Annotated in this window: 18 protein-coding genes; 15 read left to right on the top strand and 3 right to left on the bottom strand. The window is 54.4% G+C overall.

What is annotated here, in order from left to right:
• Positions 1–181: 181 nt before the first annotated feature.
• A complete protein-coding gene (locus tag ACRBB0_RS17935; protein ID WP_431375831.1) occupies positions 182–826 on the top strand; it encodes a L,D-transpeptidase in 645 nt (214 codons plus the stop codon).
• A 3-nt stretch (positions 827–829) separates the two neighbouring features.
• Here ACRBB0_RS17935 and ACRBB0_RS17940 read toward each other — a convergent pair whose 3' ends face one another.
• A complete protein-coding gene (locus ACRBB0_RS17940; RefSeq protein WP_431375832.1) occupies positions 830–1,105 on the bottom strand; it encodes a hypothetical protein in 276 nt (91 codons plus the stop codon).
• Between the two features lie 228 nt (positions 1,106–1,333).
• Positions 1,334–2,026 (bottom strand): GntR family transcriptional regulator, encoded by a 693-nt coding sequence (locus ACRBB0_RS17945; RefSeq protein WP_431375948.1) that lies wholly within the window; start codon positions 2,024–2,026, stop codon positions 1,334–1,336.
• 123 nt (positions 2,027–2,149) lie between these two features.
• On the opposite strand from ACRBB0_RS17945, the gene uxaC reads away from it, so the two are divergent.
• The 7 genes from uxaC (at position 2,150) to ACRBB0_RS17980 (ending at position 9,095) form a co-directional block, all read left to right on the top strand.
• A complete protein-coding gene (gene uxaC / locus ACRBB0_RS17950; RefSeq protein WP_431375833.1) occupies positions 2,150–3,556 on the top strand; it encodes a glucuronate isomerase in 1,407 nt (468 codons plus the stop codon).
• A gap of 27 nt (positions 3,557–3,583) precedes the next feature.
• Positions 3,584–4,564 carry a TRAP transporter substrate-binding protein gene (locus tag ACRBB0_RS17955; protein ID WP_431375834.1) on the top strand — a complete coding sequence of 327 codons (981 nt, stop codon included), beginning with the start codon at positions 3,584–3,586 and terminating at the stop codon, positions 4,562–4,564.
• Positions 4,565–4,623: 59 nt separating this feature from the next.
• Positions 4,624–5,145 carry a TRAP transporter small permease gene (locus ACRBB0_RS17960; RefSeq protein WP_431375835.1) on the top strand — a complete coding sequence of 174 codons (522 nt, stop codon included), beginning with the start codon at positions 4,624–4,626 and terminating at the stop codon, positions 5,143–5,145.
• Between the two features lie 3 nt (positions 5,146–5,148).
• Positions 5,149–6,429 carry a TRAP transporter large permease gene (locus ACRBB0_RS17965; RefSeq protein ID WP_431375836.1) on the top strand — a complete coding sequence of 427 codons (1,281 nt, stop codon included), beginning with the start codon at positions 5,149–5,151 and terminating at the stop codon, positions 6,427–6,429.
• 8 nt (positions 6,430–6,437) lie between these two features.
• Positions 6,438–6,749 carry a cupin domain-containing protein gene (locus ACRBB0_RS17970; protein WP_431375837.1) on the top strand — a complete coding sequence of 104 codons (312 nt, stop codon included), beginning with the start codon at positions 6,438–6,440 and terminating at the stop codon, positions 6,747–6,749.
• Positions 6,750–6,760: 11 nt separating this feature from the next.
• A complete protein-coding gene (gene kduI, locus ACRBB0_RS17975; protein ID WP_431375838.1) occupies positions 6,761–7,582 on the top strand; it encodes a 5-dehydro-4-deoxy-D-glucuronate isomerase in 822 nt (273 codons plus the stop codon).
• Positions 7,583–7,649: 67 nt separating this feature from the next.
• The gene (locus tag ACRBB0_RS17980) at positions 7,650–9,095 is read left to right on the top strand and encodes a mannitol dehydrogenase family protein (protein WP_431375839.1); all 1,446 of its coding nucleotides are present in this window, start codon (positions 7,650–7,652) and stop codon (positions 9,093–9,095) included.
• Between the two features lie 22 nt (positions 9,096–9,117).
• Here the strand turns inward: ACRBB0_RS17980 and ACRBB0_RS17985 are convergent, their stop codons facing one another.
• Positions 9,118–9,987 (bottom strand): helix-turn-helix domain-containing protein, encoded by an 870-nt coding sequence (locus ACRBB0_RS17985; protein WP_431375840.1) that lies wholly within the window; start codon positions 9,985–9,987, stop codon positions 9,118–9,120.
• Positions 9,988–10,130: 143 nt separating this feature from the next.
• Between ACRBB0_RS17985 and ACRBB0_RS17990 the strand changes: the two genes are divergently transcribed.
• Genes ACRBB0_RS17990 through ACRBB0_RS18020 form a run of 7 tightly spaced genes read left to right on the top strand, consistent with a single transcriptional unit; the run spans position 10,131 to position 18,413 of the window.
• On the top strand, positions 10,131–11,528 hold the full coding sequence (locus tag ACRBB0_RS17990; RefSeq protein ID WP_431375841.1) for an alpha-galactosidase: 1,398 nt from the start codon (positions 10,131–10,133) through the stop codon (positions 11,526–11,528).
• Positions 11,528–12,412, top strand: a complete 885-nt coding sequence (locus ACRBB0_RS17995) for a carbohydrate ABC transporter permease (RefSeq protein WP_431375842.1) — start codon at positions 11,528–11,530, stop codon at positions 12,410–12,412. The genes ACRBB0_RS17990 and ACRBB0_RS17995 overlap by 1 nt, the downstream gene beginning before the upstream one ends.
• Before the next feature lie 3 nt (positions 12,413–12,415).
• Positions 12,416–13,312: a carbohydrate ABC transporter permease gene (locus tag ACRBB0_RS18000; protein ID WP_431375843.1), complete on the top strand. Its 897-nt coding sequence runs from the start codon at positions 12,416–12,418 to the stop codon at positions 13,310–13,312.
• On the top strand, positions 13,312–14,433 hold the full coding sequence (locus ACRBB0_RS18005; RefSeq protein ID WP_431375844.1) for an ABC transporter ATP-binding protein: 1,122 nt from the start codon (positions 13,312–13,314) through the stop codon (positions 14,431–14,433). The genes ACRBB0_RS18000 and ACRBB0_RS18005 overlap by 1 nt, the downstream gene beginning before the upstream one ends.
• Positions 14,434–14,461: 28 nt before the next feature.
• Complete coding sequence (locus ACRBB0_RS18010; protein WP_431375845.1) at positions 14,462–15,724, top strand: ABC transporter substrate-binding protein; 1,263 nt, start codon at positions 14,462–14,464, stop codon at positions 15,722–15,724.
• A 56-nt stretch (positions 15,725–15,780) separates the two neighbouring features.
• On the top strand, positions 15,781–17,292 hold the full coding sequence (locus tag ACRBB0_RS18015; RefSeq protein ID WP_431375846.1) for a glycoside hydrolase family 28 protein: 1,512 nt from the start codon (positions 15,781–15,783) through the stop codon (positions 17,290–17,292).
• The gene (locus ACRBB0_RS18020) at positions 17,286–18,413 is read left to right on the top strand and encodes a glycoside hydrolase family 88/105 protein (protein ID WP_431375847.1); all 1,128 of its coding nucleotides are present in this window, start codon (positions 17,286–17,288) and stop codon (positions 18,411–18,413) included. Before ACRBB0_RS18015 ends, ACRBB0_RS18020 begins: the two co-directional genes overlap by 7 nt.
• Positions 18,414–18,530: the final 117 nt, after the last annotated feature.

Raw genomic sequence — 18,530 nt, forward strand, 5'->3', positions numbered from 1 at the left:
CCAAATGATCTCTGCTCGTTGCATATGCGCCCCATGGCGCGGCAGTGAAGCGGCGCTCAGTGCCACCAACACCCCTATTCTTGCTAGAAATGTCCCTTCCTGACCGGATTGTGGTTGAAGCTCCCACCGATTTGGCGGTTTTATTGTCGGGCAATGGTCCGACACGTTCGAAAGGTTTCCTATGTTTACCAGACGCCACATGATTGCATCTTTGGCCGCGTTGGCCACTCCCGGACTTATCAGCCCGGCCTTGGCAGCCCCAAGCGACTGGGATGCATGGGATGCACAGGTCACGCCACAAGGGTTTGAGCTTGAGACCAGCAACCCCTGGGGCCTGCATCCGAGATTTCTTCCGCGTCGTGTCAAAGCCAATCCGGGGCTAAAACCGGGTGACATTCATGTCGATGCAGTTGCCCGCTATTTGTACCACATTCAAGATGACGGAACAGCGATGCGTTATGGCGCAGCGATTGGGCGTGACGGATTATATGAGCCGGGCGTCTACACGATCAAACGCAAGTCTAAATGGCCACGCTGGACTCCAACCAGTGCCATGATCAAACGCGAGCCGGAAAAATACGCGCATTGGACCGATGGCATGGACCCAGGCCCAGCCAATGCGCTGGGATCACGGGCGCTCTATCTTTACGTCGGGAATCGCGACAGCTACCTGCGGGTCCATGGCACCCCTGCCCCACGGTCCATCGGAACGCGGGCCAGTTCGGGCTGTGTGCGCATGGTGATGCCGCATATCAACGCGCTGTATGATCAGGTGGATACCGGCGTCACCGCCTATCTCTATCCCACAGACGGAAGCCGCCTATAACACTCAGCTGGCCGGTCTGGTGCAAATCGGGTTGCCTTGCGCGGTGCGCAACGGCAGCTCGGTGGTTTCGACTGGCCCGCGATGCGTGTACCAAAAACAACCGTCCTTGGGATCAATGCGGGCCGTGCTAAGATCCTGATGTGATGCCGCGATCGAGGACACGGACTCAGGCACAGTGACACGCCCATTCGAAGCCCCCTCGGTCCCCGCGACGGGCTCACAGGCGGCAAGGCCCAGACAAAACAACGGGCTGGTAAGGAGTGCTATTGGTCGGATCATTGGGGGCTCACAAATATACGGTGGTCATTGGTGCCACGGTCGCACCCCACCGAAAAAATCGCAAGCAGATCAGGGCCACATGGCCATAGTGAAACCCTAAAACACTGCCTTAGCCGTTGGCACGCGGGGCAAGACGGCGGGCACTCTAGCTCAGAGACCTTAAAACGAGGGCAGCAAATGGCGGGCGGTTTGCCTTCATTTCCATTCCGCGTCCTTGGCCCTAGCCTCTCAAGAGGCGAAATAGTCGGGAAAATCTGACCGAATCCGGGTCAAATCCCGTCTGACTGTCGATAGATGCTCTCGCAAACTCTGTTGTGCCAGTTCTGCGTCGCGCGACACAATCGCATCAACCACCTTATGGTGCTCCTGCAAAACGCTCTTTCGACGTTCATGTGTCAGGGTGAGGAAACGAATCCGATCTACATGCGCCTTTTGTTCTTGGATCAAAGTCCATGCATGCGGATGCCCGGCAATTTCACAGATTTTTTCATGCAAAGCCTCGTCCAACTTGTGAAAAAGCGCTGGATCCGGGTCTTCCAGAGCTGTTTCTTGCTGGGCCAAATTGGCCCGCAACATCATTGTATCGTGATCGGTTAAATTCGACATGGCCGCTCGGAGACACTCCACTTCGATTGCGATTCTCAAAAAGACCGCATCCAAAACGCCCTGTTCCGAAATTTTTGTAATTTGGGCAGCACGTTGGGGCCTGACCCATAGGAATCCCAGCTTGGACAACCTATAAAACGCATCGCGCACCGGTTGTCTCGATACACCCATCTGCTTGGCAATTTCCGTCTCAGAAATCTTAAGGCCAGGCGGTAATTCCAATGAAATTACAGCGGCATAGAGAACCTGAAAGATCTGGTCCGAAGCCGTTTGGGGAGCCGGAGCCTTGAGGTGAGATATGACTGAATGAACCATCGCATTTCCGGTCGTCAAAATTTGTTTCCTAGAGGTATCGCAGTTTAGCTTTTGACACAAACATCAAACTTGCATACTAGTCTTGTTAACATCTAGATGGATTCGTAGCTACTGGGAATTTTTATGCTTCTGACTGCCCCTGATCGCCTCTTGTTTAGTGACCCAAACCAGCATGGATTGGCGCGCGATTTGTATGACAGCGTTAAATCTCTCCCCATCATCAGCCCGCATGGTCATTGCGACCCCAAATGGTTTGCTGAAAACAAAAGATTTCCGAACCCGGCCGAGCTCTTTGTGACCCCCGACCACTATGTGTTTCGGATGCTGGTCAGCTGCGGTGTTTCAATGGCAGATTTGGGCGTTCCAAGCATTGATGGAAGCGCTATCGAGACTGATCCACGCAAAATCTGGCGTCTGTTTGCCAAGCATTTTCATCTCTTTCGTGGCACGCCCTCATCTTTGTGGCTCAACCACTCCTTTGAGCATGTATTTGATCTGGACATTCCGCTTAACGCCGAAACCGCAGACGTTTATTACGACCGCATAGAAGCCAAATTATCCGAGGCGGAGTTTCTCCCCCGCGCCCTGTTTGATCGTTTCAACATTGAAACTCTGGCCACAACCGAAGGCGCGCTGGATGACTTGGCTTGGCATCAACAAATTCGCGACAGTTCTTGGGCCGGAAATGTAATCACCACATATCGCCCCGACGCTGTTGTTGATCCAGAATACGAAGGCTTTGCGCAAAACCTACGTGAGCTTGGCCAAATAACCGGCGAAGACACCCATACTTGGAGCGGGTACCTCAAGGCCCACCGCGCCCGCCGTCAGTACTTCAAATCCTTCGGTGCAACGGCAAGCGACCATGGGCATCCCACAGCCCGCACCGAAAACCTGTCGCAACAGGACGCGGAAAAGCTGTTCCAAAAAGTTCTCACGTCGGAATGCACAGCCGAGGAGGCCGATGCCTTCCGCGGGCAAATGCTCACCGAAATGGCGCGGATGAGCCAAGATGACGGGCTGGTTTTGCAAATCCACCCCGGCTCACGCCGCAATCACAACGCCACCGTTTTCGAAACATTCGGACGGGACAAGGGCTTTGATATTCCTGGACGGACGGATTACGTCGCCGCGCTAAAACCCATGCTGGATGCGGTTGGAATGGATCCGACCGTGACGATCATCTTGTTTACTTTGGACGAAACCAGCTACAGCCGGGAACTCGCCCCGTTGGCTGGTGCCTATCCTGCGCTGAAACTTGGTCCACCATGGTGGTTCTTTGACAGCTATGAAGGCATCAAGCGGTTCCGTGAAGCCACCACCGAAACCTGCGGATTCTATAACACCGCCGGCTTTAACGATGACACTCGAGCTTTTTGTTCGATCCCCGCGCGCCATGACGTCGCCCGGCGGTCGGACTGTGCCTATCTCGCGTCGCTGGTCAGCACTGGCCGTCTACGCGAGGCAGAAGCGTATGAGGTCGCACATGACCTTACATACCGACTGGCAAAACAAGCCTATCGGCTTTGATTGCCAACACTTTTTGGGAGGAAGACCATGAACATCATTAAAACAACCACAGCAGCATTGCTTGCCAGCGTCGCTCTGACGTCGACAGGATATGCCTGCGAAATCACGCTGCGTTCGTCCGATACGCACCCTGATGGCTATCCGACTGTTGCAGCTGTCCAGCATATGGGATCGTTGCTGGAAGAACGTTCGGGCGGCCGTCTCTGCGTTGAGGTATTTCACTCGGCACAGCTTGGTGAAGAGAAAGACACAATCGAGCAAACACAGCTTGGTGTGATTGACCTTAACCGCGTTTCGCTTGGCCCGTTCAACAACATCATCGAAGAGACCAAAGTATTCTCGCTGCCCTATATCTTCCGCGGCACCGATCACATGCACAACGTTGTTGACGGGGCCGTTGGCGATCAAATCCTGTCGGAATTTGAAAACCACAACCTCGTTGGGCTTGCCTATTTCGATGGCGGATCGCGCAGCTTTTACAACAGCCAAAAACCAATCACGTCGATTGATGACATCAAGGGGCTGAAGTTCCGCGTGATGCAATCTGACGTCTTTGTCGACATGGTTGACGCTTTGGGCGGCAACGCAACTCCACTGCCCTACGGCGAAGTATACTCATCCATCCAAACCGGTGTTATTGACGGCGCGGAAAACAACTGGCCCTCTTTTGAAAGCTCAGGCCATTTCGAAGTTGCCGGGCACTACACGCTTGATCAACACCTTATCGTACCAGAAATTCTGGTTATGAGTAAGGCCTCTTGGGGCAAACTGTCAGCGGATGATCAGGCACTGGTTCGCCAGGCTGCCAAGGATTCTGTCCCTGTCATGCGCGACTTGTGGGCTGCTCGCGAAGCGGCGTCTGAAGAAAAAGTGCGCGCCGCTGGTGTTGAAATCATCGACGACATCGACAAGCAGCCTTTCATGGATGCCATGGTGCCAGTCTATGAAAAGCACGTGACCTCTGAGAAACTCAAGTCGTTGGTCGAAGCCATTCGCGCAGTCGAGTAATCTTAATCCCTTGGGCAGGATGAACAGGTTTCATCCTGCCCTTATTTTTGGGAAAAACTATGCAAGACAAAGTTCTCACACTGTCGCGGTATCTTGCCGCGATGTCCCGCGTCATCCTATGGATGGCAGCGGCCGGGCTTGTTATGATGACGGCCTTGATCGGATGGCAGGTCTGGGGGCGATTTGTACTTAACGACACCCCGACCTGGACAGAAACAACTTCAATCCTGTTAATGGGTTGGTTCATTTTTCTCGGAGCCGCTGTCGGTGTTCGCGAAGGTAACCACCTAAGCTTTGATGTATTGCTTTACATCCTGCCAGACCGGGTCGTGACGTTGTTTCATTACCTGTCGGATATTGTCGTAATCGCCTTTGCGACCGGCATGATTTTTTATGGATGGCAGCTCGCCTCCAACGCGTGGTCAACGACGATCCCAAATCTGGGTATTACAGGTGCCACAACCTTCTTTTCGCTGATCACTGGTGGGATTCTGATGACCCTGCTGTCGGTTGAGCGTCTCTTGCGCCGTTTTGTCGGCCTGCGCACGGCCCGATTTGGCGACGACCCCATCGAGGAATAAACCATGGAACTTTGGGTTCTTTTTGGCACGTTTTCCGTGCTTTTGCTGATCGGCACTCCGGTCGCATTTTGTCTTGGGGTTGCCAGCTTTGCCACCATTGCTTACATCGGCTTGCCGCCGGTGGTGGTGTTTCAACGGCTGAACTCTGGCATTTCTGTCTTTGCCCTTTTGGCGATCCCGTTCTTCATCTTTGCAGGCGAACTTATGGTCCGCGGGGATATCGCCCGACGGCTCGTTGCCTTAGCAGGGGCCGCAGTCGGACATATGCGCGGCGGGCTGGGGCAAGTGAACATCACCGCCTCAGTTCTGTTTGGCGGCATTTCTGGCTCAGCTGCGGCTGATGCGTCCGCCATTGGCGGTTTGATGATCCCGCAAATGGAAAAGCGCGGCTATGGGCGCGACTATGCGGTCAACGTCACCGTGACCTCATCCATTATCGCCCTGATGCTCCCGCCGTCACACAACCTGATCATTTATTCGATCTCGGCTGGCGGCAAAATCTCTATTGCTGACCTGTTTACCGCCGGGATCATTCCCGGTTTGCTTCTGGCATTTGGCCTGATGGTCGCCGCATGGTGGGTGGCCAAACGACGCGGCTATCCAACAGAGCCCTTCCCCGGCGCACGCGCTGTTGTGGGCCTTTTGCTCAGTGCGACTCCGGGCCTGATCCTCGTTGCGATTATCTTTGGCGGCGTACGATCTGGTATTTTCACCGCCTCCGAAAGCTCTTGTATCGCGGTGATTTACGCCATTGTCGTCACCATATTTGTCTATCGGTCCTTGCCATGGGATGAGTTTGTTGCCGCAACCACAGCAGCGGTGCGCACATCTTCGATGGTATTGCTGGTCATCGGGTCAGCAGCGGCCTTTGGTTGGCTCTTGGCCTATCTCAAAGTGCCAAGCGACCTGGTGCTTTGGATGAAAGGGCTCAGCCAAAATCCGATCGTGATCCTGTTGCTGTTGAACGTGATCTTGCTGATGCTTGGCACCTTTATGGATATGTCTCCATTGATCGTGATCACAACGCCGATCTTCCTGCCGGTGGCCACGGCCTATGGCATTGACCCTGTCCAATTCGGCATCATTTTGATCCTCAACCTTGGTATTGGGCTTTGCACACCACCGGTTGGCGCGGTGCTGTTTGTTGGTTGCGCGGTCGGCAAGGTCCGCATCTCAGAAGTCATCCGCTCAATCTGGCCGTTTTACATCGCTGCAATCGCTGTGTTGATGATGGTCACATACATCCCAGCCATTTCGCTCTGGCTTCCCGCTTTGTTTCACTGAGGTCCCTTATGATAAAAACCTATCCCATCGCACACCCAGACACTGGAGTGACCCGCCAAGTTTTGTCTCAGGAACCTGAGCTTATGGTCGTGTCCTTCGGCTTTGAGCAAGGCGCACAAGGGGCCTTGCACAGCCATCCACACATCCAATCGACCTATGTAAAATCGGGTCGGTTCACCTTCACTCTCGAAGACAAAAGCTTTGACGTCGGTCCGGGGGACAGTTTTGTCATTCCCTCCGGCGCGACACATGGCTGTACCTGCCTCGATGCCGGTGAGTTGATCGACACCTTTACCCCACGCCGCGACGATTTTCTGTGAAAGGCCACCAGATGACCACTGCCCAAACCCGATACGCCATCGACCCCGCCACGGCCAAAACTTTGGACACGCAAGGGCTACGGGATCATTTCCACGTTGACGGCCTTTTCCAACCCGGTGAAATCAAACTGGTCTATTCCCACTATGATCGTCTGATCCTTGGATCTGTAGTGCCATCCGACGGGCCTTTGACGCTGGATAACGTGCCTGAAACCGGCACGCCATCGTTCTTGGATCGCCGTGAAATGGGCATCCTGAATCTCGCCGATGACGGTGAAATTACGGTCGCAGGTGAGACCTTTGCACCGGGCCAAGGCGAAGTGCTGTATATTGGTAAGGGTGCCGGACCGATCACCTTCACTGGCGGTCGTTTTTATGTGCTGTCCGCCCCGGCCCATCGCACCTGCCCGACCAAGCTGATCCGCATTGCCGATGCAAAACGGGTTGAACTGGGTTCGCCGGAAACTGCGAATGAACGGGTTATCATCCAGCTGCTGCACCCCGATGTCTGCGACAGCTGCCAATTGTTGATGGGTTACACGCAATTTGCCAAAGGGTCGGTCTGGAACACAATGCCCGCCCATACCCATGATCGCCGGATGGAGGCCTATCTCTACTTTGACCTGAGCGAAGATCAGCGGGTGTTCCATTTCATGGGCAAACCAGACGAGACGCGCCACATCGTTATGGCAAACGAAGAGGCGGTGATTTCTCCACCATGGTCGATCCATAGTGGCGCTGGGACTGGGTCTTATTCGTTCTGTTGGGCGATGGCCGGGGACAATGTCGATTTCACTGACATGGACATGATCCCAATGGGTGATTTACGCTAACGTCTTACACGTCGGGCAAACTAGGTGTTGCCCGGCATGTGCCCATACCGCAAAAGAGGAACCGCAATTGCCCCCCGAAACGACCTCACACCGACTAACCCGCCAAGGCGACGCACCACGTATCGGGATCGTCCACCTTGGCCCCGGTGCGTTTTTCCGCGCATTTAACGCGGTCTACACCCAAGAGGCCATGGAGGCTCAAGGCGGCGATTGGGGCATTTGCGCCGTCAGTCTGCGAAGCCCAACAGCACGCGATCATATGCAACCCCAGGGCGGGTGCTTTACATCGGTGACATTGGCGGAAACCGGCGGGTCGGATCGGGTCATCGGCTCGGTATCCGAAGTTTTGGTAGCGCCAGAAAATCCCGGACAAGTGATCGCAAGAATGTCGGACCCGAATGTTCAAATCGTGTCTTTGACGATCACCGAAAAAGGGTATTGCCACAACCCAGCTACCGGAGATTTGAATCTAGATCATCCGGACATCAAACATGACCTTTCGGCAATTCAGACGCCACGATCTGCGGTCGGTTTCATTGTCGCCGCCTTGCTGGATCGGCGTCGCAACAACACGGCCCCTTTCACAGTTTTGACCTGTGACAACCTGCCCGCCAATGGCGCGTTAATGCGCGGTGTGGTCCTGGATTTTGCCCGTGCGCTTGATCCTGATCTTGCAGATTGGATTGGGCAAACGGTTCGCTTCCCATCAACGATGGTTGACCGGATCACACCCGCAACAACCGATAATGACATCGACGCATTGGCCCAACGCGCTGGTTACCATGATCCAGCATGCGTGGTTCACGAGAGCTTTCGCCAATGGGTGATCGAAGACGATTTCGTCCAGGGACGCCCCAACTGGGACGCGGCAGGCGCGCAATTTGTTGCCAATGTCGATGCCCATGAATTGATGAAATTGCGTTGCCTCAACGGGACACATTCTGCGCTTGCCTATCTTGGTTATCTGGGCGGATATGAAACGATTTCCGACACGGTGGCGGACCCAGCCTTTGCCGCGTTTTGTACGGCACTGTGGCGCGAAGAAATCACTCCAACGGTGCCCCGCCCCCAAGGTGAAGACCTTGAGGACTACTGTGCCACTCTGTTGGCCCGCTATCGCGACACCGCTATTCGGCACAAAACGTGGCAAATCGCCATGGATGGCAGTCAAAAATTGCCGCAACGCCTGCTTGGGACCATTCGCGATAACCTTGCGTCAGGGCATGTGCCCAAAGGGCTTTGCTTGGCGGTGGCCGCTTGGCTTCGCTATGTCGGGGGCGTCGATGAGAAAGGGAATGACATTGATGTGCGTGATCCTTTGGCGGAGCGCCTCAAGACCATTTCCGATCAGGCCGAAGACGACACCGCAAAGGTCGCCGCGCTGCTGTCGGTTGCTGAAGTCTTTGACCCAGAATTGGCTCAAAACCCCGGTTTTCGCACCTCGGTAACCGAGGCCTATTGCGCATTGGTGCAAAACGGCGCGCAAAACACGCTTCGCTCGTTGCAGTCCTAATTTTCAAACACTTGATGATCATCTAACCGGAGAGCGTGCCGCCACGCTCTCCGCCCGGTTTGTAACTTGAGGGGCTCGCCCCTAAATAGCGCTTAAACATCCTACTGAAAAAGTAGGGATCGTTAAAGCCAACTTCGGCGGCAACCGCCTTGACCGAAAGACCCGTCCCCAGACGACCAGCCGCGAACTCCATGCGTTTGAGCTCGCGAAATTTATGCGGTGTCACCCCCATGCGTTCCTTAAAAGCACGCCGGAAATAATCCGGGTTATAAGGAACCTCATCCAAAACATCATACGCATCGGCCCCCATCAAATCTGCAGACAAGCGCGAGGCCACTTGCATGATTTGCACCGAGAGCTGGTCTTGGCTGTTTGGGGTCTGCTCTTTTGCCTGCCAGCCCAGAAACGCCTCCTCAAGGAAGGCCAGCAGAAACACCATAAATTGGTGGTGCTGGGCCACGGTCGTACGGCCATGCGGAGCCGAATCTCTATAGTGCTGCATCAAAGGGGCCAGAACTGGCCAACTGCTCATCCGCACCGAGGGGCGCAAGTCCATTTTGGACAGCAAATCGTCGCTTTCAAAAAGCTGCAACGTAAAGTGCTGCGCGATGCCCGTGAACACCTCTTCGCCCCCAAAATGCGTCCCCCGAAACCTAGTGGATGCGGGGATTAGCATCACGTCACCCGGGCGCAAATTGATAGGGTTGGCATTCCCTTCCATATAGTAATTTCCACCGCCGCGCAGGCAAATGACCAGATCATGAGTCGGATTCACTTTGTCGATTTGCCACTTGCGATCATGCACCATTTTGATGGTGGGTCGCACCAATTGCAGCTTGAGAGAGCTGGGAGGGATGTGGCTCAGCGGGGAATGTTCGTTTTCGTCCATCATTTTGTCTGTATAACGGCATTTTCGAGCTCAATCTAGCATACTACAGTCAAATACATGGGATCGGGCCAATAAACAGGCCATTTTCCCAAACGACTAAGGGGGGAGAAGTCAGTTCGGATGTCACAATCCGAATTTGATGTTACATGATGCATACGTCAGATAAACATATACCAGTTCAGATCGCCTATATTGGCGGTGGTTCGTTGAATTGGGCAATGGGCCTGATGTCAGATTTGGCATATGATACGCGCCTCGCGGCCCAAGTGCGGCTCTATGATCTGGATAAAGACGCGGCGCAGCGAAATGCCGAAATCGGCAACCGATTCGCAAGCGTGTCACGTGGCTCGCCCGCACGCTACCGCGCCTGCTCTACGTTGGCAGAAACGCTGAACGGCGCTGATATCGTTGTGATTTCGATCCTGCCCGGCAGCTTCGAAGACATGGCGCAGGATATCAAAATCCCAGCCAGCTTTGGCATTCCCCAAGCCGTTGGGGATACGGTTGGCCCCGGTGGATTTGTGCGCGCGCTGCGCTCCATTCCGATGATGTATCAAATCGGCACCGCCATTCGCGACCACGCCCCGACGGCACGTGTTTGCAACCTAACAAACCCGATGAGCGTTCTGACAGGCGCGCTTTATGCAGCCTTCCCTGGCATTTGTGCCTGGGGTGAATGCCACGAAGTCACCAAGATTCGCCGGCAAGTCGCTTGGATCGCCAATCGCGAAATCGGTGACGCACAGTATGATCACCACGATGTCGAGGTGAACGTTCTTGGCATCAATCATTTCACTTTTGTGGATCAGATTTCACTGGCAGGGCGTGACATGATGCCGGCCTACCGCGCCTTTGTTGCGGAGCATTCGACAACGGGCTGGTCACAAACCGAACCTGGCAATGATGCGGAACACAGCTTGTTCTTCGGTAGCAACAACCTTGTGGCCTTTGATCTTCTACGTCGGTTCGGAGTGCCAGCCGCCGCTGGCGACCGACATCTGGCCGAGTTTCTGCCCGTCGACGAATATCTGTCAAACCCCGGACGCTGGGGATTTGCGCTTACGCCTGTAGAATATCGCATACGCGATCGGGCCGCCAAACTGGCGCGCGCAGAATCAATGCAACAGGGCCAAACAGACCTGGTTGCCAAAAAATCCGACGAATCCCTGATCGACCAAATCGCAGCCCTGATGCATGGCACGCCATTTATCAGCAACGTCAATTTACCTAACACCGGGCAAGTTGACGGCCTACCATTGGGCGCCATTGTAGAAACAAACGCGGCGTTTTCTGGGTTGGGCGTCAAGCCTGTCTTCGCAGGCAGGTTGCCAAACTCACTATTGTCGGTTGTTTCTGATCACGCAAACCGCCAGACCAACTTGCTCAGTGCGACACTTCAAGAAGACAGATCCGCTTTGTTTGACCTGTTTCAATCTGACCCGCTCGTCGCACCTTTACCTACAAAGGAAGCTCAAAACATGTTTGACCAGATGCTCTTCGCCACTGCGTCGTGGTTGCCCGAAACCCTGGTTGGGGCTGCCTAATGGGGGGAGATAGCAAATATCTAGGGCTTTGGTATGTCGCCCCCTACATGATCGGATTGGTGCTGTTCATTGCCTTTCCGTTTGTGGCGTCATTTTACCTGAGCTTCACAGATTATGACCTGTTGTCGAGCCCGGAATGGGTCGGCACCAAGAACTACGAAAAGCTCTTCACCCGAGACCGCACCTTTGACAAATCACTGTCCGTGACGCTCTTATATGTGTTCACGACAGTGCCGCTAAAACTTGTTTTTGCGCTGTTTATCGCGGTTGTCCTGAACTACCGGCTGCGCGGGATCAACTTCTTCCGCACCGCGTATTATGTGCCATCCATCCTTGGTGGTTCGATCGCGATTGCTGTTTTGTGGCGCTACATCTTTGCCAACACAGGCCTGATGAATATGGTCATAACCAGTTTTGGAGGAGAGCCAATCAACTGGTTCGGCGATCCCGGAAATGCGTTGTTTACCATTACCTTACTGCGCATCTGGCAGTTCGGATCAGCCATGGTGATCTTTCTAGCAGCGCTCCAGTCCGTTGACAGATCTCTCTATGAAGCCGCGTCGATTGATGGGGCCGGACCGTGGCAGACTTTCCGCCACATCACCCTGCCCTTGATCACACCGGTCATCTTTTTCAATCTGATCATGCAAACAGTGCAAGCGTTTCAGGAATTCAACGGCCCCTACATCATCACCGAGGGCGGTCCGCTAAAATCCACCTATCTGCTGCCTCTCTATATCTACGACAAGGCGTTCAAGAGTTTCGACATGGGCTATGCCTCGGCCATCTCTTGGGTCCTGTTCTGCATCATCATGGTCCTGACCCTCATCGCCTTTTGGTCCTCCAAAAAATGGGTCTACTACGCCGGCGACAAGAGGAATTGAACCATGACCAGTCAATCTACTACCGCACAAACAACCGCCGACGCCTTACAACGCAAGTTGCAACGCCGTGCCAAAATCAGCGCAACGTTCCGGTACGGCGTTCTCGCCCTTATCGGTCTGATCATGGTCTACCCGCTGATCTGGATGATCGGGGCGTCGTTCAAAACCAACGCTGAGATGTTCTCAAGCCCGTCTTTTTGGCCCAATGCTCCAACCTTGCAGGGCTACATAGATGGGTGGAAAACTTCCACGCCGTATACCTTTGGGCACTTTTTCCTCAACTCCTTGTGGATCATCATCCCCAAGGTGATCGGGACCGCCATCTCCTGCACGCTTGTGGCTTATGGCTTTGCTCGCTTTGAGTTTCCTGGCAAAAAGTTTCTGTTCGCCACCGTGATTGCGACGCTGCTGCTTCCCAATGTGGTCACACGTATTCCGCAATACCTGCTGTTTCGTGACATTGGCTGGTTGGATAGTTTCCTGCCGCTGTGGGTGCCATCAGCGCTTGCCGGGGATGCCTTCTTTGTCTTCATGGTGATCCAGTTCCTGCGCGCCATTCCACGCGACATGGAGGAAGCAGCCCGTGTCGACGGAGCGAACACTCTACAAACGCTCATCTATATTGTTGTCCCGATGCTGGCCCCGGCGATCATATCCGTCTGCCTGTTCCAATTCATGTGGACAATGAACGACTTTCTTGGCCCGCTGATCTATATCAGCTCGGTCGATAAGTACCCGGTGTCTCTGGCCCTCAAGCTGAGCATCGACACAACCGAGGCTTTCGCCTGGAACCAAATCCTTGCGATGTCGGTGCTGACATTGATCCCGTCACTCACCGTATTCTTCCTCGCCCAGAAATATTTCATCGAAGGGATCTCTACCGGAGGGGTAAAAGGCTGATGGCCGAGCTGCATCTAAAATCCGTCGAAAAGACGTACGGCAACGGCTTCAAGGCTGTGCATGGCATCGATTTGGAGGTGGCCGAGGGCGAATTCATGGTGCTCGTAGGACCATCGGGATGCGCAAAATCGACAACTTTGCGCATGATTGCCGGACTTGAAACCATATCGGGCGGTGAAATCCACATCGGCGATAAGATCGTAAATGATCTGGTTCCAGGCAAGCGCGGCATTGCGATGGTGTTCCAGAACTACGCGCTCTATCCGCATATGAAGGTCCGTCGGAACCTGTCTTTTGGGCTCAAGCTTAAACGCCAACCCAAAGACCAGATCGAAGCCGCCACCAACGAGGTTTCGGGGGTGTTGCAAATCGAAGAATTGCTCGACCGGTTGCCCAAACAGCTGTCCGGTGGACAGGCCCAACGGGTTGCCCTGGGCCGCGCATTGATCAAAGCCCCTGAGGTGTTCTTGTTTGACGAACCTTTGTCGAACCTTGACGCCAAACTGCGGGCCTCGATGCGGGTGCGTATCACCGACTTGCACAAACGCCTGCGCGCCGAAGGTCGGCCTGCAACAGTGGTTTATGTCACCCATGACCAAGTCGAAGCCATGACCATGGGCGACCGGATTTGCGTGATGAAAGACGGCCATATCATGCAGGTTGCGGACCCTGAAACCCTATACGAACGGCCCGCAAATGCCTTTGTTGCCGGATTTATCGGAATGCCTGAGATGAACTTGGTGCCTGCCGTTTTCACACCCGGCGACGCCCCGGTGCTTGAGCTTCACGGCCAACGCATCACCGTCGATCACGGCCTGTCCGAGCGGGTGAAAAACGTGACTGGCAATGTGACACTGGGCATTCGCCCACAACAGCTCCAAGTGGTGAAAAGCGGCACTGACAATGCCTTCACCGCCGAGATCACCAATCTCGAATTCATGGGGCATGAAGTTAACCTGCACGCTCGCATTGGCGATGCAGATTTTGTGGCGGTCATTCCGTCCGAGCGTTTTGACAACACGCTCAACCGTGGCGATCAGGTCGGCCTGAAACCGATTGGATCTCACATCCATCTTTTCGACGCAGACAGCGGAGCAAATATCTCCATTGCGTCGAATTAACACAATTTCTTTTGGGAGGAGAATGACAATGAAATCCAAAATAATCGGCCTGGTAATGGCCACAACAGCACTGACAGGGGCCGCTCAGGCCGCAGAATTGCGGATGAGCTGGTGGGGTGGTGACAGCCGCCATACAGCAACCCAAGAAGCGCTCAAAATCTGCGGCGACAAGCATGGCCATACGATCAAGCCTGAGTTCACGGGCTGGTCCGGTCACTACGAGAAGCTGACAACCCAAATCGCCGGTGGCACCGAAGCCGACATCATGCAGGTCAACTGGCCTTGGCTGTCGATCTACTCCACCGACGGAACTGGCCTGGCCGATCTTAATGAACTGTCTGACATCATTGATCTATCCAGCTGGGATGCCGCCCAAATCGACGCGGGTTCGATGGCCGGCAAGCTGAACGGCCTGCCTATCTCGACCACGGGCCGGTTGTTTGTGTTTAACAAAACCACCTATGCCAAGGCCGGGTTGGACGTTCCAAACACCTGGGAAGAATTGTTGGCAGCGGGTCCGATCTTCAAGGACAAGCTTGGCGATGATTACTATCCGTTTGAAGGCGCAAAGCTTGATGCCGCGCTGATCATGACCATCTACGGCACCCAAAAGACCGGCAAAGCGTTGATCGACCCCGAAACGCACAAGCTTAGCTGGACCAAAGAGGAGCTGACTGACGCGATCGAGTTCTATCAGAAGCTGGTCGACAACCATGTCATTCCGTCTTGGAAAGACGTCGCGGGCGCGGGCAATGTTAAATTGCACGAAAACCCACTTTGGGCCGACGGTCATATCGCTGGCACGTATCAGTGGGATTCGACCTACTTCAAGATCACCAAGCCGCTGAACGATGACCAGGAAGTCGTCTACCACGGCTTGCTGAGCCAAGATGGTCAAAAAACGCCTGGTGTGTATCGCAAAGCGTCGATGGTGTTCTCGATCTCCGCCAACTCTCCTAACAAGGAAGCTGCGGCGCAGATTGTTAACTGCATGCTGAATGAATCCGAAGGCGTTGCCGCAATGGGAACAGCCCGTGGGGTTCCTGCATCCATGGCAGCACGCGATCAATTGCTTGGTGCTGACGCGATCAAACAAGTTCAGATTGATGCCCAAGCCAAAGTTATCAATGCCGAAGGGCCAGCCATCCACCCAATGATGGAATTCCCTGATGTGCGCAGCGCGATGCAAGACAATCTCGAGCTGTTTGCCTATGGCGAAATTGATGCGGCCACCGCTGCTGATGACATGATCTATGCCATCGAAGAGGCTCTGGCCGATATCGCAGGCTAATCACCAAACGGGGTGCCGGGCTATTCGGCACCCCACCTCCGCGAACAGGAAAAACTATGTCGATGCCCAAAATCCTTGCTGTCACAGCAAGGACGATCTCTCTTATTGTCGTGCCGGATGGCGCAAAATTCACATTGCCGCAGCATCTGGACTGGGTCCTAACCGATGCGGCAGGTGCCACCGTGCAGTCAGGATCGTCGGATCGCGTCGGGATTTTTCTTGAGGGGCTTCACCCTGAAACCACCTATGACTTCAAATGCGATTTGGGGTCACTGCAGATCAAAACACCGGCCTGCACGGGCTTAGTCGACGCTAGCGATTATGGCGCTTCGCCAGACTCCTCTGACAACAGCCATGCCCTACAAAAGGCAATCCGTGCCGTGCCCGAAGGTGGGACGTTGCGGGTTAGACCGGGCACATTCAACACCGCCCCATTGTTTTTAAAACCGAATATGACCCTCCTTTTGGAGCGCGGATGCCGTTTGAGCGCCATAGGGAACCGGGCCGCTTGGCCAATTCTGAACGCGTTGGATGAAAACGGCCGAACCCTCGGAAGCTGGGAAGGCTTGCCCGATTCCAGCCATGCGGCCTTGGTGACGGCCATTGATTGTCACAATCTTACAATTACGGGTGCCGGCGTGATCGACGGTGGCGGCGATACGGGCGACTGGTGGCAGTGGCCAAAAGAAACACGCAACGGAGCGCGTCGCCCGCGCACGGTACATCTCGCCTATTGCAACGATGTGGTGCTCTCAGGTGTGACGATCTGCAATTCACCCTCTTGGACGGTGCATCCCTACCTATGCGAGAACCTGCATTGTTCGAACCTCTCGATACAAAACCCGCCCAATAGTCCAAATACGGACGGGCTAAACCCAGAAAGCTGCAAGTCGGTTACCTTGACCGCGTTGCATTTCTCTGTGGGCGACGATTGTATTGCGATCAAGGCGGGCAAACGTGGGACGGGCAAAAACCTCCATCTGGCCCCGACCCGAGATATCGTCATTCAGCATTGCCTGATGGAACGCGGACATGGTGCCGTTGTCATCGGATCAGAAATGTCTGGCGGTATTCACGATGTCACCATTTCCAAATGCCAGTTTTTGGCAACCGACCGCGGGTTGCGGATCAAAACGCGCCGCGGACGCGGCGGTGAAGTGTCCGACATTCACTTGACGGATGTCGATATGGTCGACGTCCCAACACCGCTGGCTATCAACGCGTTTTACTTTTGTGATCCAGATGGCAAGGCGGATTGGGTACAAACCCGCACCCCCGCTCCGGTTGACGAAACCACCCCGAGCATCCGCAACATCACCATGAAACGTGTCACTGCTCAGGGTGTCACAACGGCTGCTGCTGCCGTTTTGGGCCTGCCAGAGGCCCCCGTAACCGGCGTGCAATTGTGTGATGTTGCCGTGTCCTATGCGGCCAATGCCACGCCTGACGTACCGCTGATGTCCCTGTCGGTGCCATCCATGCGCCATGCGAGTGTTTGGGCCGAGTTTGCCAACGTTGATGGCAGCATCACCGAAATCGATTTCGAGAAAGATCCAACCCTATGTTGATGGACTATTTTGACAGCTATGCCACGCATCACAAGCCGTACAAGGCCGGGAACTGGTGCTACGAAGATGGACTGGTTTATGGCGGCTTAGAGGCCTTGCACCGCGCCACAGGCGACGCCAAATGGCTTGACCATTTGATGAGGTTGATTGACCCACAATTGCAAGCTGGTCCGAGCCTCTCGGGCTATAACGTCAGCGATTACAATATCGACAATATCCTTTCAGGTCGGGCGCTTATGTACCTCCATGAGGTAACGGGCGACAAAAAATGGCTGGGCTATGCCGATCTGTTGATTGATCAGCTGGTCACCCAACCGCGCACCAAGTCAGGCGTGTATTGGCACAAGCTGCGTTATCCATGGCAGGTTTGGTTGGACGGGTTGTACATGTGCCCCCCATTTCAAATGTCCTACGGGCTTCGTACCCAAAACGACGCATTGGTTTCGGATGCTTTGACGCAAGTTGAAAAAGCCTTGCGCCAAACTTATGTGCCCGAAACTGGCCTGTATGCGCATGCCTTTGACGAGGCTCGCAAACAGCCTTGGGCAGATCCAAAAACAGGCCACCCCAAAGCCCATTGGGCACGGGCCATTGGCTGGTTGGCCATGGCATTGGTGGATATTGCCGAGTTGGTTGGCCCTGCCCGTTTCGCACCCTTGAAGCAACAAACGATGGATTTGCTGATTAAAGCCGTCACCTTGCGCCAGGAATCCGGTCTCTGGCTACAAGTCATCGATCAACCCGACCTTCCTGGAAACTGGGAGGAAACATCTGCCTCGGCCATGTTCGTTTACGCATTGAAGAAGGCGCAAAACCTGCACCTTTGGCATGGTGATACTGAGGAGATGATCCAACAACTGCTGACCCAGTCGTTAAGGCATAAGCCCGACGGCGGGTTAGAAATGTATCGGACATGTCATGTGGCCGGGCTGGGTATGTATCAAAACCGTTTCAGGGATGGCAGCGCCGAGTATTACATTTCCGAAACCTGCGTTTGTGATGACCCCAAAGGCGTCGGCCCGTTGATGAATCTCATTGCGTTGGCCCCGTCGACTGTTGCGAAAATCGATCCTGACACTCAATCAACCAATGCTGACCAAAGGTCGGAAGTGAAGACATAGAGTCAGCGCCCCATTTACAGCCTTCCCCCCAGAGGCCACAAATTCCCGATGAGGCAGCGAGACAGATCATAACACTCTGAGTGATCCATGCTCTCTGCCTCATCGGGAATGGCCGGT

Source organism: Pelagimonas sp. (assembly GCF_050633425.1).
In the GTDB taxonomy this organism is placed as follows: domain Bacteria; phylum Pseudomonadota; class Alphaproteobacteria; order Rhodobacterales; family Rhodobacteraceae; genus Pelagimonas.